Here is a 16756-nt window from a genome sequence, read left to right on the forward strand (position 1 = left end):
TATTAATAATTTAGTATTGACATATATTGATATTAAATAGAGTAATTTTGGCTCATGGTAAATGGCGGACTCGTTGCTCTATTGAATTACATTGGATATGGGCTTAAGTTAAATGCAACAATTCAAGAATTTGAACGATATACCTTAATTACAGCGGATGGCCTAGGTTTTGACATTCACTATTACATAGATGTTTCACAAGGAACTGTTGGAGGAACGGCAAATAAAACGATACACATTACTGAAGCGCAGCTTCAACGTCACTCAAAAAAGATATACAATAGGCTCAAAGTACAAGCAGGACATGCGACCAAAGTATACGCTCGTAATACGGTAGTAGCCCGAGTTGACAAAAGGGTTACTCTAGATTTCTTAACCGAGCACCATTTACAGATTGCCATGCCTGGCAAATACCGATATGGATTATTCCACCAAGGTGAATTGTTATCTATAGCAGTGTTTAGCGGAGGTAGACGAATGTATGATAAGGCGGAAGATTATAGATCCTTCGAACTCATTCGATTTTGCCACAAAAGCGATTTCGTCGTAATTGGTGGCCTTTCCAAACTACTTCAAGCTTTTACGAAAGACTTCAATCCAGGAGACATCATGACCTATGTGGATACCGATTGGACGCAAGACTCCTCCTTGCTGAAGATTGGATTCCAAGTCGAAAAAACAATACCGGCGCAACGATTTTGGATTGTTGACAACAAACAAATTACTATTCTGAACGATCAGGAATTAGAAACAGCGAAGCAATTATATCCTGACGGATATCTACACCACAATAGCGGAAGCACAAAATTGGTCCTATCGCTTTAAATGCTTCAAGAATTTACTATATTTAATCTTTAATCAATCGAAATACACTCATTTATGAAACGAAAACTTCGCATGGGCATGGTCGGTGGTGGAAACGACGCGTTTATCGGCGCCGTTCACCGTATTGCTGCCTTTATGGATGGAAAAATAGAATTAGTATGTGGTTCTTTCAGCGTAAATCCAGAGATATCTTTACAATCTGCAAAGGATTTATTTGTTCCTGAAGACCGCGTATATGCTTCATATGAAGAAATGATCGAGAAGGAAGCTTTGCTACCCGAAGGTGAACGCATGGACTTCGTAACAATCGTTACGCCGAACTTCTTGCACTTTGCACCGGCAAAACTAGCAATGGAAAAAGGCTTTGATGTTGTCGTTGAGAAACCGATGACCGTTTCATTGGAAGAGGCTCAGGAACTACAAGCAGTGGTGGAGCGTACTGGACGTACTTTATGTTTAACGCATACGTACTCTGGATATCCTATGGTAAAACAGGCGAAAGCAATGGTTCGAGAGGGACACTTCGGTAAGATTCGTAAAATTGTTGTAGAATATCCACAGGGATGGTTAAGCCGATTAAGTGAGCGAGAAGGAAATGCTGGCGCTGCATGGCGCGCAGATCCAAAGCGTTCTGGCAAATCCTTAGTGATGGGAGACATCGGTACGCATGCTGCACACTTAGCAGAATATGTAACCGGTTTAAAAATTCAGGAGGTATGTGCTGATTTAACCACCTTTGTTGAAGGTCGTTTGTTAGACGATGATGGATCAGTACTATTGCGATTTGAGAATGGCGCAAAAGGCGTATTGATGGCGTCACAAATTTCCGCTGGAGAAGAAAATGCTGTTCGAATTCGAGTTTACGGAGAAAAAGGCGGATTAGAATGGGCAAACGAGGATCCAAACAACTTAGTTATAAAAATGTTGGATCAACCAAGACAACTTTATCGTACTGGTAATGCTTATGCAGCGCCATTTACCTTAAGTAGCTTTGCAACACATAATACGCGCATCCCTGCAGGACATCCAGAGGGACTACTAGAGTCATTTGCGAACATTTATCGTAACTTTGCATTGACGGTATCGGCTAAGAAAGAGGGTACAACCCCAACGGCAGAGGCTCAAGACTTTCCTAATGTATACGATGGTGTACGTGGAATGGCCTTTATCGATACAGTTGTAAAAAGCAACGATAGTACAGAGAAATGGACAAAATTTGTGATCTAAAAACGACACAAGATGTTATAAAATATGTAAATCGGGCGAAAGAAACACTTTCGCCTGATTTGCTTTTAATCCTTATTGGACCGACGGCGTCGGGAAAAACGAGACTTGCGGTAGAAATCGCGAAAGAGTTGGATGGCGAAATCATATCCGCGGATTCCCGTCAAGTATACCGTGGGCTAGATATTGGAACAGGAAAAGACTTAAAAGAATATCGTGAGATCCCGTATCACCTAATCGATATTGTTCCTCCTACTTTTCAATATACGGTTAAAGAATTCGTTAAGGACTTCGAAGAGGCTTATACAGATATTATAAATCGAGGCAAATTCCCTATTCTATGTGGAGGCACTGGATCTTATATACAGACATTATTACAGCCACAACCTTACAGCCAGATTCCTAAAAACGAAACATTTCATGTGGAACATGCACGTTTCACTAAGGAAGAGCTCATTCAGCTAATCAATGCGGAAGAAATTCCAAGTGATTTTCATATTGATTGGCATAGTCATAAGCGTTTGATTCGCGCCTTGGAAATCCTATATTATTTGAGGATAAATGAACCGCCTACCGTATTGAAAGCAAGCTATCCTAGCTTAATCTTAGCTTTATCTCCTTCATTGGACCTAAGAAGAGCAAGAATTGATCAACGTTTGAAATCAAGAATTGATGATGGTTTGATAGCAGAAGTCGAAAGGCTTCTAGCCGAGGGAATTAGCCACGACCAATTACAATGGTATGGATTGGAATATAAATATGCTTCGTACTACCTTATCGGGCAACTTAGCCAAACTGAATTCGAAAATAAGCTACGTACCGAAATCCATCGATTTGCTAAACGTCAGATGACTTATTTCCGGAAGATGGAAAAAGAAGGTTTAGAAATAAAGTGGCTTGAAAATTACGGTTGAAAAATCCATCTTAAGGATAGAATACTAAAGTACCTGCATTAACTGCAACTTCTAGATAGTGAAGCTACTTAATAATACAAAAAAAGGCGACCATAGTCGCCTTTTTCTAAAGTTTAATTTCTTCGTCTTTGGCATTAAAGAAGCGGAACTCTGTCAAATAATAAGATGACATCTCCTTCACTTTAATCCATTTTCCATATTTGAAAAACCATTTTAACCTTCTAGAGACAAAACCTTTGGTAATGTAGGCCGCAATATAAGGATGTACACATAGCGTAACTCCTTTTTCGTTCTGCTCTTGTAAAATGAAGCTTAAATTATTCTCAATATCGTCCAGTAAAACGATGCTGGATCTAATTTCGCCGGTACCATCACAAGCCGGACATTTTTCATTTGTCACGATGCTCATTTCTGGCCTTACGCGTTGTCTAGTAATCTGTACTAATCCAAATTTACTAGGAGGAAGAATAGTATGTCTCGCACGATCACTTGCCATACATTCTTTTAAGAATCCATACAATTCTTTTCTATTGGTTGCTTTGTGCATATCGATAAAATCAATTACCACAATACCACCCATATCCCTAAGCCTTAGCTGTCGGGCAATTTCTTTTGCAGCTTCTTTATTTACTAGAAGTGCGTTATCTTCTTGATTTTCCTTATTGGCAATGCGATTACCGCTATTGACGTCAATCACGTGTAATGCTTCTGTATGTTCAACAACCAGATAAGCACCACCTTGTAAGTTGACAGTTTTGCCGAAGGACGCCTTAATTTGCCTCTCTACACCGAAATGATCGAAAATAGGTTCTTTACCTTTATAGTGTTTAACTATTTTTTCTAGATCGGGAGAAATCTCCTGTATATATGATTTGACCTCATCAAAGATATCTGCATCATTAACATAGATATGAGAGAATTCGTCGGTAAGTATATCGCGCAATATCGTTGAAGCGCGATCCATTTCACCTAATACTTTTTGAGGAGGTTCAGCAGATTTAAGACGTTTGGTAAATAGTTCCCATTTAGAAATCAGGTCGAGTAGATCTTTTTGCATTTCTTCTACCCCTTTGCCTTCAGAGACTGTTCGAATGATTACGCCAAAATTAGCAGGTTTAATGCTTTCAACGATTTTCTTAAGTCTATTTCTTTCGGCGCTTCCCTTAATTTTCTTGGAAATGGAAACCGAACTTGAGAAAGGTACCAACACTACAAATCGACCAGCAATGGATAAGTCTGAGCTTAACCTCGGTCCTTTTGTAGATATCGGTTCTTTTGCAATTTGCACTGGCAACAGCGTGTTACGGCTCAGAATATCCGATATTTTTCCAGCTTTGTCAATGTCCTTTTCAAGTTTCAAACTATTGAGCAGTTTCTCTTGATAACTGCCATTCTTTACTACTCTTGTGAGTTTAAGCAGCGACTGTACTTGAGGCCCAAGATCAAGATAATGCAAAAATGCATCCTTTTCGTATCCTACATCTACGAATGCGGCATTCAGACCGGGCATGATTTTCTTTACTCTACCTAAGTAGATATCTCCTACCGCAAAATTATTGTCTGCTTGCTCTCGGTTTAGCTCAACCAGCTGCTTATCCTGTAGTAAAGCAATAGTCACCCCCTTATCGGGGACTGAATCGATAATTAATTCCTTTACCAACAGCTACTGAAATTAAGGACTATTGTGGACTCGCTCCACAATATAATTTGTCCGGTTAAACAAAAAACCGTTTAATGAAAAAACAATCTATGATGCTTATACCATCATAGATTGTAACCACATATTTTTAAAAATAAACGTTAAACGTTATTTTTTCTTATGTCTATTTTTTCTTAAACGTTTTTTGCGCTTGTGAGTAGCCATTTTGTGTCTTTTTCTTTTTTTTCCGCTTGGCATAGCTTTAATGTTTTTAAATGATTATTACTAATTGTTAATTACTTACTTAGTTCTTCGATTCGTCTGTCGATGAACTGCGAGAGACTAGGATCAGACGCTAATTCCTTACTTTTTCCAAAAGCAGCAATAGCTTCATTCTTCATCCCTATATTTTCATAGCCAGTGGCTAAATAGAAGTACGATTCAGCATCAGGTTTCTGCTCTATTACTGTTTTGAAACGCTCGATAGCTTTATCAAACTGTCTCGATTGTAAAGAGAATAAACCCAATGTTTTATTAGCTTCTAGATTTTTAGGCTCAGCTTTAACAACTTCTTGAAGAAGTGCAATTCCGGCCATCGGGTTGTTCGTACCAGTTACCATGGCTGCTCCCAAACCTGTTTTTGCGTCTAAACTTGCGCCGTTCAATTCAACAGCTTTTTCATACGCTACAATCGCTTGTTGATTCAATGCTTTTGCAGTTGTGCTGTCTTGAAGATTAGTGTAAGCTTTTCGGTAGGCATTTCCAGCTTTTAACCAAAGTTCGAATTTAGGAGAAATTTTCGCCATTTCCTCATACAATAATGCTTGAGGGGCAAATTTTTCTACATCATTCCATTTATCGGCTAATTGTTGGTAGATTTCTACTTTCTCCTCTCCATCTGCTTTATCAGCTTTTGCTTCTAAATCAGTGATTTCATTGAGAATGGCAGGATTGAGGCCACGTTTCGCCGCTTCGGATGCTGCAGCGAGACTGATTTGATTTGCAGGAGCCTCTGTGGTAGCAGCTCCTGCAGTATTTTTATCTTGATCAACTAAGCCCTTCACCGGTCGCAGCACTAGAAATCCCATAACAAGGAGGACAACTGCTACAACAACGATTTGGATTTGCTTAGTGTTTTTCATGAATCAATACTTATTTTTTGTTCCCGTTTTTAACTTTTTCTACAAAAACTTTTGCAGGTTTGAAACTTGGCACAAAGTGCTCAGGAATAATGATTGCTGTGTTTTTGGAAATGTTACGAGCTGTTTTCTCAGCTCTTTTCTTCACTACAAAACTACCAAATCCTCTCACGTACACGTTTTCACCGCCAACCATTGCGTTTTTAACCACCTTGAAGAATGCTTCTACGGTCTCTTGTACATCAACCTTCTCTAAACCAGTTTTGTTAGAGATTTCTGCAATAATTTCTGCTTTAGTCATATCTATATTTACTCTAATTAATCTAAACCCTTGGCATCTTTGCCCTTTTGGGGATGCAAAAGTATTCTTTTAAAATGAGTAATGGAAATATTTTAATGTTTTTTTACCAACCAAATATCTACTATTCAAGTATTTAGTCCTATTTCCCCCAATTTTACATTTCAAAAGGCTCGCAAAGTTACTATTATTTTGTTGACAATCAAAGTTTTAATCGACTTTGAGCAATCAAAGTTTCAGATAGTTGAGATATATCACTTTCTTCATGTAATGCAGATATAACAATTCTATTTAGCAATGGACTACTCGGCAGTGGGTATGGAAAACTAGAAATCACAATGCCATTGTGTAGTAAATGACGATATAAATTGGGGTCTACGGAGGTATAGACTGGGAAATTATCGATCGCGTTGAACCCATCCAATGGAGCAATCAAGTACTGTGCGAATGCTATGTTTTGATGCAATTTATCGAACGCTTCGGTATACAATTGCTCGCCTTTTAGCAGGGCATATATGGAAGCAGGGGCACTTGGCGACGCGCCCATGTATATTGGATGTTGCCTAATCTTGGCGATCGCATTCGTTGATCCCAACACGATTCCCGCGTCTGTTCCCATTCCCTTGGCAAGCGACGCCAGCACTATTACCGATATATTTTCAGAGGATATAGCAGCAAGATCAACTGAAACACCATTTTTACGCAAGACGCCTATTCCATGAGAGTCGTCAAGAATTAGTGTAATTCTTTTTCTACTATCAATGTTTTTAAAGTCAGAAAAATCAAATAATTCCGGCGTTAAATTATCAATAGCGTTGGATATAATAACAAAATCCATTTCATCGCTATGATTGATTTCCTGAATAGTTTTAGCTTTCCATTCCGAGAAACTGCCTGTAATATTTGGGTTATCATTTAACCAAAGCGAAGGGTGCGCGCCAAGAGCATAGTATATTTTATGATCGGCTGCGAGCGATTGAACGGCAACCTGAGCAGCTAAATATCCAGAAGACAGCAATACAGCATCTGCAAAACCAAAACGCTTTGCCATGTATTCTTCGGCTTCTTGATAAACTCCCAATTGAACATTATTCGTTCTCGATGTCCCATTGTTCAGCCCATACCGATCTATTCCCTGTTTATATAATTCAATATATTCTTTATTGTCAAGAAGCCCTAAATAAGCAGTGCCTCCAAAAAAGTTATAAACGGTTTGGTCTATATTGATTTTACGTCCAGTAGGCTGCGAAAGGTTTCGAAAAGATGTCATAATCGATGTTTGAAAAACAAAGGTACGAAATCATCGGATACCGATTTTGACAACTCGTCCCGGCAAAACTACAGTTCAGCCATATTTAATTTCTACTGCGTTTGACAGGGGCTACTTTTAGTAAAAAATAAAACCGATGCGTCTATTTACTCTATTTCTTCTATTTATTTTCCCCATTATCAGTAAAGCTCAAACTGCTGAAATCATCGGCGTAATCTATCAAAAAGGCAAGAAGCCTTTGGCCAACGCCAATATCTATATCGACGGCAGTTATGACGGAGCGAACAGCGATAGTTTAGGTCGCTTCAATTTTAAGACTACTTTGACCGGCGAGCAATTAATTAAAGTATCAGCAATAGGATATCAATCGAAACAGCAATTGATACAAATCAAAGACACGATATACCTAGAAATGATACTGCAAACTGACCAACGCAGTATTGAAGAAGTTGTGGTACGTGCGGGTCAGTTTAAAGTTGGACAACAAGCGAACGCTGTTTTAAGCCCATTAGACATTGTAACAACAGCAGGCAGCATGGGTAATATTATTGCCGCTTTGGACAAGCTTCCTGGCGCTCAGATTGCTGGCGAAAATGGTCGATTAATGGTTCGTGGCGGCGATCCGTCCGAAACGCAAACCTATATCAATGGCCTTCGTGTTGCCCAACCATACACCGCATCAACAAACGGAGTCCCTGTCCGCGGACGTTTTTCTCCTTTTTTATTCAAAGGAACCAGCTTCTCCACAGGAGGATATAGTGCAGAATTTGGAAATGCACTATCCAGCATATTGAACTTAAGTACCGATCTCAATCTTGCAGAACCAAAATCCGAGATCTCGATAAGCTCCGTGGGATTAGGACTCAGCAACACAAGGCGCTGGAAGAATAGCTCATTGAGCATGAACGGAACTTATACCAATCTAGCTCCCTACGTTAAACTCGTTAACCAGCAAATCGATTGGATTAAACCCTACCAACAGGCCAATGCTGAGGGTATTTTTCGGAATAAAGGCGATAAACATTTTTTCAATCTTTACAGTGCTGTTTCCTTCGAAAAGTTTTCTTTCAAAGACTATGCGATCGAATATGACGAAAAAGTAAAAACAGCTATTGAAGAAAAAAACATCTATCTCAACAGCAACTATTTACGATACTTAGAAAACAATTGGAAATGGGAAATGGGGGGAAGCTTTGGATACGCAAACAAAAGGCTTAACTACTACAATTTCCAAATACCAACGCAAGAATACAGCAGCCATTTGAAAACCCTATGGCGGAAGAAACACAATAACCAACTACAATACAGTTTTGGAGCCGAACATTTCTATCAAAAAGTTGATGAGCAATTCAAAGATACTACACAGCAATTCGTCTATGGATTTAAGCGTCAACTACTCTCGACATTTGCCGAGATGCAGTATACCGCCTTTTCCCGACTCTACATTACTGCTGGCGCTCGATACAACAATCAGTTCAGAGCGCAACAATCTCTCGAACCTCGAGCTTCTATTGGCTATGAAATCAACAGCAATCATCAAGTATCCCTCTCGTATGGCATATTTCACCAACAAATCCGCGAGGAGATTGCCAAATACAATGCAAATCTAGACTGGCAAAAGGCGCAACACTACATTTTCAATTACAGTTATAGCCGCAAGAACCAAATGTTGCGATTAGAACTATTCCAAAAGGATTACAGCCAACTGCTACAATATGATAGCGCGACCCCAAACTACCGCAGCAACTTCCAAACTAATGGTTATGGAACCGTCCGCGGTGTCGACTTATTCTGGCGAGATTCCAAAAGCATCAAGAATTTCCAATATTGGATTTCGTACTCTTATACCGATGCCAAAAAACTTGAAAGAAACTATCAATATGCCGTCCAACCGGACTACGTAGCAAAGCATTACTTTTCCATCGTCACTAAATACTGGTATGCACCAATACGATCTCAACTAAGCTTAACAAACACTTATATTTCTGGACGACCTTTTAACAACCCCAATGAATCCGGTTTTATGCAGTTTAAAACGTCTGGACGCAATGATCTGTCGTTTAGCTGGTCTTACTTGTTAACCCAACAAAAGATTATCTTCTTCTCCGTGACCAATATACTAGGCAATGAGCCCATCTATGGCTATCAATATCGTTCTACACCAGATCAACACGGAAAGTTTGCAGGAGAAGCCATTCGACCTAATGCCAAGCGCTTTGTCTTTCTAGGCTTCTTTTGGACGATTAGTAAAAACAGAAAAGACAATCAATTAGATAACTTATAGAAACGATTCATCCAGTAGAATCAACAGTTCATCCGGATTGATTTTCAAAATCAATAGAAATCGTGGAAATTTAAATCATACTTTAAAAATCGAAATCACATGAAAACACTACTTATCACCTTATTTAGTTTGTTCAGCATCATTTGCTACGGACAAGGAAATTACGAGAAAGCAATGTCTGATGCCCTTCAGTCATGGAAGGAAGGCAAATCAACAGACGCTATGTCGAAATTTGAACGCATTGCACAGGCGGAAAAAGACAACTGGATTCCACGTTACTATCAGGCAATGGTGGCGAGCACAAGCTCTTTTCAAACACAAGATGTCAAAGAAAAGACAAAATTGATTGATGCTGCACTTCAACTAATTCCAACACAAAGTGAAGCCCTTAATGCAGAATGGTATGTATTGAAGGCCATTACCTTAACGGCACAACTAGTGATAGACCCAATGACTACAGCCATGACTTTATCGCCACAAATTATTGAAGCCTACGAAAGTGCATTAGAACTAGAACCTAACAATCCTAGAGCGCTATCGGGTCTCGCCGAATTCCAAATTCAATCAAAGAAATACATGGGTGGCAGTACCGAAAAGGAATGTAAAGATTTGGAAAAAGCAGTATCTTTATACGCAGCAGAGAAACATGAAACCGCATTTTATCCAAGTTGGGGTAAAGAAAGCGCTGAAAGTGCACTAGCCAACTGCAAAAAGTAAATCAAATGAAATACTTCCTGAAGTCCCTTTTATATACTGTAATTATTACCTCAGTCCTCTACTTTCTATTCTCTGTTTACTACATGGTAAAAAGTGGAAGTAAAGCGATTGAAGATGGCCAACAGAATGCATTGATTGCGACCTTGACCTATAGTATTCTATTGGGACTTTCAGGCACTTATACGGCCTCCTTTCTCCAAAGAATCATTCCGGGCAAAAACAAAATGCCCCAACGCTTCTTGGTTTACATGCTCATCACGCAGATTATAGCCCCTTTGGTCGTATTCTTTACCACATGCTTCTTTCAAGTCTTTATTTACAAAAAATCCTTCGCCACCTTTGTTTCGCAAATATATTGGGTCAATTATATTATGCCAACCGTTATCGCGATGCTAATCGGTTCGGGGTTCTACCTTTTTGGGATCTATATGGAGCGAAAGAATGCTCAATTGGAAAAACAAAAACAGATTGCGGGTGAAGCGACAGCACAACTTGAAACTTTAAAAAATCAAATAGATCCCCATTTTCTATTTAATAGCTTGAACGTGCTAATTGGTCTAATTGAGGAGAACAAAGAAAACGCAATTATTTACACCCAATCACTATCCAAAATATACCGCTATATCTTAGAGCAAAAGGATAAAACGCTCGTTCCTATTAAAAATGAACTTGATTTTGCGAAAAATTATATTGCCTTATTGACATTGCGTTTCGAGGATGCTATTCAAGTGCAAATGCACTGCGATGATATCCAAGAAGAAATGCAGACAGTTCCTTTAGCCCTACAATTATTGTTGGAAAACTGTATCCAACATAATAAGATTAGCCAAGAACATCCGCTAAATATCAGTATTCGAATAGAAAACAACATCTTGCTGGTAGAAAACAACTTGCAACCAAAAACACATGTGGAAAGTTCAACAAAAATTGGCTTGAGAAATATCCGCGAGCGTTACGCGATCATAAGTCAGAAAAACATCGAAGTTATACAAACCCCGGAAGTATTCCGGGTTGAATTACCTATTTTATAGCATGAAAGATCAGATTGTCGTGATTATCGAGGATGAGCGTCCTGCAGCACGTTCCCTTCAAAGGAAGCTTGATACACTCGGCTATTCCAACACAATCCTTTTGCACTCGGTTGAGCATGCAAAGAAATGGTTTGTTGAGCATCCTGAACCAGCCTTGTTATTCTTAGACATCCAGCTCTCCGATGGGCTGTCCTTCGAGATATTAGAAGATTTACAGCTTACATGTCCCGTAATCTTCACAACAGCATATGACGAGTTTGCATTGAAAGCATTCAAAGTAAACAGCATCGATTACCTCATGAAGCCAATTGAGCAATCAGAACTCGCGAAGGCATTGACGAAATATGAGAATAACTACAAAAAACAGAGTCCTATCGTAGACGTTGAACAATTAAGAGCGCTGCTGCACCCAACGGCAAACAATTACAAGAGTAGATTTAGTATCAAGATTGGACAGCAAATTAAACTGCTTACAACCGATGAAATTGAATGTTTCTTCTCGGAAAACAAAGCAACGTATGTTTTTTGCAAAGATGGGAATCAATATCTAATGGATTATACTTTAGATCAGTTAGAAAATCTACTTGATCCAAAAGCATTTTTTCGGATTAGCCGCGGATATATCATACATGTTAAGGCCATAAAGAGCATTTCTATGCACTCTAATTCTCGACTAAAGCTATATTTCAATCGTTATGCAAATCCGGAGGTGATTGTAAGTCGCGAACGTGTTAATGAGTTCAAGGCCTGGATTGAATAGTTCAGCTTCTTAGTAAAGATGAAATTTCAATGGAATGTTTACACCTACTGAAAAAGTGAATCCATCAATCGGTTTGAAATCTTTCTTTGTATTGATGTCAAAACCGTAACCTGCAGCAAACTCGAGTAAGTTAAACACCCCTATTCCCGCCTTGGCTGTTGCTGTATACGGAGTGATTTCCCCTTTTAAAAAGGGCCATACAGCCACATTATTCAAATAATAAGTCATCCCAAACTCGGGGATTACGGTTGTCTTATCCATCATCCATGTAAAATTCGCACCACCATCGAATTTCAAATATTGTGATTGATTTAGCGCAAACAATCCCCAACCAGAAGCCTTTAAGAAGCTACCACTTTGATATTGATAACCCACGGACGGGCCAAAAATCCAACCCGTTGCTCTTTGCTTCTGTGCACTCGCCTGACTAGTGAATAGTAACCCTACGATAAAAAGATAAATCGCTCTCCTCATGTTTATTTGACTTTACTGCAAGATAGAATTTTTAGCTTACAATTCTAAGCTAGATGGCCTCCATTACTCGATCATAGCTCTCCCCCAACTTGAGTCGAAGCCTTTGTTTATTCTTGTTAATCGCTTCGATGGAAATACCGAGGACGTTTGCCGTTTCTCGAGCTGATAGCCCCAATTTCTGCAACAGAATAAACCGTATATTGTTTTCACTGAGCTCGGGATACCCTATTTTGATCTGTCTACAATAGTCCGGATGTACCTCATCGAAAGTCCTTTTAAAATTCTGCCAACCCTGCTCCGTCAAAGCATGAGATTGCAATAACTGTTTCAACTTCCCGTTTTTTTCTTCTATTTCCGCGAGGTTTGATTTATTGATTTTGGCAATTTCTCGCTGTAATCCTTCAATCTGTCTATTCTTCTCGGTCATATAGCGAAAATGATCTTCCAGTGTTCGATTTGCCTGCTCGAGCTTTTGATCTAACAGCGTTTTCTCCAATCGATAGCTCAACACCTTTTTTTCATAGCGATGATGCCTAATACGCATCTTCCGACGAAAATCGATGTAAGCGATAACCACAATACCTATAGCCATAAGGAATAAAGCTAAATACATCGTCCGTGTAAAACGTGCTTGCTTATCCTTAAGTGTATTCATCTCAATCTCGTTGAGATAACGCTCCTTCGCGACTAATACCTTCGCTCGTTGTATAGACTGTGCATCTTCTCCAAAGCGAGCGCTATCTAATAGTCTACTCAAATTTCGACGGATTAAAAGTTCCTGTTGAGCGTCGCCTCGCTCTTCAGCGAGTTTTAACTTTAATTGTTCAACTTCAACTAAGAAGTCGCTTTGATAAACATCCTTCGCGATTTCAGCTGACAAGCGCTTTAACAAGGAGTTTGCACTTTCAACCTCGCCATTTGCCAACAATACATTTGCCTTAATAATCTCGGCGTGATTCTTATTCTTGAGATCAGAGCTTTCGATACTCAGTTGAATATCTTGTTCGACGAAATACTTGGCAGAATCTAATTTCCCTTTTCCTAAACTTATTTGCGCAAGCATTCCGTTAACTCTAGCTAGTCGAGCCTTCGCTCCTATTGCTACCGAAAGGTTCTTTGCATCGTCAAGATAGGCTAAAGCGCGACTAGTATCTTTTTCTAACAAATAACATCGGGCAAGATTATCAAGAATGGAGGCTTTCATCACCGAAGAATCCGCAGCTAGATACGCAGCCTCTTTCAGATAATGAACTGCATCCCCATATTCACCAAGCGCATAAAAAAAGAAGCCTAGAGAACGATAGGATTCATCTGGCGCAATCTGTTCATTACTTGGTATTTCTTCAATATTAAAAGATGCTTCCATAAAGTATGGAAGAGAACCTTCCAATTGCGAGAATTGATATCTATACTTCGCCAACTCGACTTGTAGCCACAGCATCAAGGCATCATCCTCCTCATCTACTGCAATATCAACTGCCTGCTGAAAATATCGATTGCTAATTTCATTAACATGTCCGATTTTACGACTCGTACCTCGCCCCATAAGCGCATAGTAAACAGCCGTTTGTTGTTCTTTATTTACTTTGAGTTCCTTTTGACGCAAAGGTTTCAGAAAATTCTTTAGTGCAATAGTGTCCTCCGCAAGCTGATGTTCCTCTTGAATATAATAGGCCAAAGCGCTCCTATCGCTGTTCTTTTTTACTTGCGCATGTAGCTCTTGTAAAAAGACCAACAATTGGATCATTATTACCCAAAAGATTGACAATCGTCTAGTCATGATGGTTCTCTCCGAGTTAGGCTCGAGTTAGTGTGTGAATGAGTACACAAGCTACGATTTACCAAATGCTAGGCAAATATTTTGCCTTAGAACCGACTATAAAAACCGAATTGTAAACTATGAACTACAGTCACTATTCGAATGGAAAGATGCTCAAAAAAGGAGCCTAGGTTTATTTCTTCTAAAAATCAGGTTTTGTAGCGATGTAAACTCCCCGCATTTTCGTAAATTAGTTCTAATCGTTAACATACGCAAACGACTATCAGCTATGAAAAACCTAAGTTCTGAACGCTCCACGGAGCTGCTCGCTATACTAAAAAAACGCTTTGAAAAGCATCCCGAACGCCATCCTGGACTGGAATGGCAAGCTATTGAAGACAAGTTTAAAGGAAATCCTTCCGCGATTAATGTTATTTCTGCAATGGAAGAAAGCGATGGCGAACCCGACGTAATCGGGCATGACCCCGTAAAAGGTACCATTACTTTCGCAGACTGTAGCCCAGAGAGCCCGAAAGGAAGGCGAAGCGTTTGCTATGATCAAGCGGCTTTGGACTCGCGAAAGGAGCACAAACCCAAGCACAGCGCGGTATCCATGGCTAAAGAAATGGGGATTGAATTAATGGATGAAGCACAATATGCGGCGCTTCAAGCGCTAGGTTCCTTCGACAATAAAACCTCTTCTTGGTTGAAAACACCAGAAGACGTTCGAAAACTGGGCGGAGCGATCTTTGGCGATTACCGTTATGGCCGTATTTTTACCTACCATAATGGCGCAGAATCTTACTATGCAGCGCGCGGATTCCGTGGTATTTTGATCCTATAAACCAAACATTCTAAATTCATGATTCGCATATTCCTTCTTGCTTTTTTTTGGATCTTAAGTTTCAGTACCTTTCAAATACTTGCACAGCAAAAACCATCAGATATCCAGTTTACAAGACAGGCCGTTAAACGTATCATTTTTGATGAAGGGCAACAAATTCCCCTAGCATCGCTAGAACCGAACGCAATTGTTGGAATGAGTGCGATGCACCCTGATTTGTCGAGCGATAGCAGCCGCTTACAGGTTAGTTTGTCGAAAGGACTTTTACAGTTGAAAGGGAAAGACGAGCAATCATCCAGATTATGGATGTCAGGCTTCAATCCATTTGCCTGTTATAGTATCAACATTAACGATTTTTTGGGGAAGGGTTACTTAGGTTTCGAATTTGCAGATCCAATGCATAAAAATCGTTTCCAAATCAGTATTGTAGGCGACAACAACCAATTAAATTCGGTACATGTTGAAATAGAGAGGGAAGGAAAACTGCTATTGGATAGTAACCTCATACAAGCGGGTAAAAACAAAAAACTCAATGGCAGTAAGTTAATCTTACAAATGCTAGGCAGTGGGCTTGTTCTTTATTTACAACAGGAGGAACTACCCCTTGTCATTGCACAACTCGATTATAGTAACTTTCTCGATCTGAGAGACAAAAAGTTGATACAGAGCATGCAAACGGCACTATATAGCAGGCTTTCACAGGGCGAAATTCAAATTGAGCAAGCGGCCATGTTCCTGAGTTCAGGAATGGGTTTAGCAGATATCCGTGCTATAACCTATGAGAATGGAGACCCTTTTATCGATCAAGGGCGTCTTTGGTATACCATGACAGTTCGAGGTCGTGCCCTTCCGCATCACCTACAAGGCGTTTTTAGTATGAACCCCAGTACATTTGACATTAAATTTGAAGGAATCATAGTGTTCGATCGCTCTGACGGCATATTACGTAATGAAGTCGCCTCTCATATTTTTTATGATCGCAAAGCAGCAATTTGGCGCGGTATTACAACTGGATTTAGTGCATATGCAAATCCACAAAAAGAGAAAAAGCAGCTTTTAGCCGTTGAAAGCAAGAAAGATCCGCGCTTTGGGTATTCTATAATGCAAGCAGAGCCATTTGGTCAGGTTGGAGATATTGAAGATCCGCATATTCTCTACGATGAACAGGCGGGAAAGTGGCGGATATTAACCTGCGAGAACATACAGGGCTATCAAGCGATCATGCTGGAGTCAGATGTATGGAACAAGCAATATAAACGTATTGCGGGTCCTGTACCGCATAATTCAACCGGTACATCTATTCAAAAAATCGATGGCAAGCTATATTGCTTTTCCGGAAGTTCTGCGCGTGAAATATTTATTTATAGTTATCCAGATCTTAAAGAGCAAGGTACCCTAAAAATGGATCTTCCTCCTTGGGATAAAGAGGCCAATACAAGGACATGGCCTAATGTTCTGCAATTACCTCCGGGCTATCCGATGAAATATATTGCATTAATGATGGATAGGTTTAACTATCCAGGTATGAAGGGACCAAACTGGACTTATGGCGCGCTATATCTTTATTACGGCTACTAA

At 39.7% G+C, this 16756-nt stretch carries 15 protein-coding genes; 9 read left to right on the forward strand and 6 right to left on the reverse strand.

The annotated features are described in order from the left end of the window. The first annotated feature begins 54 nt into the window (after positions 1-54). From GFH32_RS17800 to miaA, 3 genes are read left to right on the forward strand one after another with little or no spacing between them, the layout of a single operon-like run. Positions 55-825, forward strand: a complete 771-nt coding sequence (locus GFH32_RS17800; protein ID WP_153512883.1) for a hypothetical protein — start codon at positions 55-57, stop codon at positions 823-825. 54 nt (positions 826-879) lie between these two features. Next, a complete protein-coding gene (locus GFH32_RS17805; RefSeq protein WP_153512884.1) occupies positions 880-2052 on the forward strand; it encodes a Gfo/Idh/MocA family protein in 1173 nt (390 codons plus the stop codon). Continuing rightward, the gene (gene miaA, locus GFH32_RS17810) at positions 2031-2963 is read left to right on the forward strand and encodes a tRNA (adenosine(37)-N6)-dimethylallyltransferase MiaA (RefSeq protein WP_153512885.1); all 933 of its coding nucleotides are present in this window, start codon (positions 2031-2033) and stop codon (positions 2961-2963) included. The genes GFH32_RS17805 and miaA overlap by 22 nt, the downstream gene beginning before the upstream one ends. Before the next feature lie 106 nt (positions 2964-3069). Here miaA and GFH32_RS17815 read toward each other — a convergent pair whose 3' ends face one another. The 4 genes from GFH32_RS17815 to GFH32_RS17830 form a co-directional block, all read right to left on the reverse strand. Beyond that, complete coding sequence (locus GFH32_RS17815; RefSeq protein WP_153512886.1) at positions 3070-4623, reverse strand: Rne/Rng family ribonuclease; 1554 nt, start codon at positions 4621-4623, stop codon at positions 3070-3072. A 275-nt stretch (positions 4624-4898) separates the two neighbouring features. Then, positions 4899-5744, reverse strand: coding sequence for a tetratricopeptide repeat protein (locus GFH32_RS17820; RefSeq protein ID WP_153512887.1), 846 nt, complete (start codon positions 5742-5744; stop codon positions 4899-4901). Positions 5745-5754: 10 nt separating this feature from the next. Continuing rightward, positions 5755-6042, reverse strand: a complete 288-nt coding sequence (locus tag GFH32_RS17825; RefSeq protein ID WP_149527532.1) for an HU family DNA-binding protein — start codon at positions 6040-6042, stop codon at positions 5755-5757. Between the two features lie 199 nt (positions 6043-6241). Further along, positions 6242-7309 carry a pyridoxal phosphate-dependent aminotransferase family protein gene (locus GFH32_RS17830; protein ID WP_153512888.1) on the reverse strand — a complete coding sequence of 356 codons (1068 nt, stop codon included), beginning with the start codon at positions 7307-7309 and terminating at the stop codon, positions 6242-6244. Between the two features lie 136 nt (positions 7310-7445). Between GFH32_RS17830 and GFH32_RS17835 the strand changes: the two genes are divergently transcribed. From GFH32_RS17835 to GFH32_RS17850, 4 genes are all read left to right on the forward strand, one after another. Next, the gene (locus GFH32_RS17835; RefSeq protein WP_153512889.1) at positions 7446-9593 is read left to right on the forward strand and encodes a TonB-dependent receptor; all 2148 of its coding nucleotides are present in this window, start codon (positions 7446-7448) and stop codon (positions 9591-9593) included. Positions 9594-9692: 99 nt separating this feature from the next. Continuing rightward, a complete protein-coding gene (locus tag GFH32_RS17840) occupies positions 9693-10310 on the forward strand; it encodes a tetratricopeptide repeat protein (RefSeq protein ID WP_153512890.1) in 618 nt (205 codons plus the stop codon). Between the two features lie 5 nt (positions 10311-10315). Next, positions 10316-11341 carry a sensor histidine kinase gene (locus tag GFH32_RS17845; protein WP_153512891.1) on the forward strand — a complete coding sequence of 342 codons (1026 nt, stop codon included), beginning with the start codon at positions 10316-10318 and terminating at the stop codon, positions 11339-11341. A gap of 1 nt (position 11342) precedes the next feature. Continuing rightward, positions 11343-12101 (forward strand): LytR/AlgR family response regulator transcription factor, encoded by a 759-nt coding sequence (locus GFH32_RS17850; protein WP_153512892.1) that lies wholly within the window; start codon positions 11343-11345, stop codon positions 12099-12101. 9 nt (positions 12102-12110) lie between these two features. Here the strand turns inward: GFH32_RS17850 and GFH32_RS17855 are convergent, their stop codons facing one another. Together GFH32_RS17855 and GFH32_RS17860 are read right to left on the reverse strand one after the other, a co-directional pair. Continuing rightward, a complete protein-coding gene (locus GFH32_RS17855) occupies positions 12111-12575 on the reverse strand; it encodes a hypothetical protein (RefSeq protein ID WP_153512893.1) in 465 nt (154 codons plus the stop codon). Between the two features lie 49 nt (positions 12576-12624). Continuing rightward, positions 12625-14355 (reverse strand): hypothetical protein, encoded by a 1731-nt coding sequence (locus tag GFH32_RS17860; protein WP_153512894.1) that lies wholly within the window; start codon positions 14353-14355, stop codon positions 12625-12627. Positions 14356-14623: 268 nt separating this feature from the next. On the opposite strand from GFH32_RS17860, the gene GFH32_RS17865 reads away from it, so the two are divergent. Further along, a complete protein-coding gene (locus tag GFH32_RS17865; protein WP_153512895.1) occupies positions 14624-15178 on the forward strand; it encodes a DUF4256 domain-containing protein in 555 nt (184 codons plus the stop codon). Positions 15179-15196: 18 nt separating this feature from the next. After that, a complete protein-coding gene (locus GFH32_RS17870) occupies positions 15197-16756 on the forward strand; it encodes a hypothetical protein (protein ID WP_153512896.1) in 1560 nt (519 codons plus the stop codon).

This window comes from Sphingobacteruim zhuxiongii (assembly GCF_009557615.1).
Lineage (GTDB): Bacteria > Bacteroidota > Bacteroidia > Sphingobacteriales > Sphingobacteriaceae > Sphingobacterium > Sphingobacterium zhuxiongii.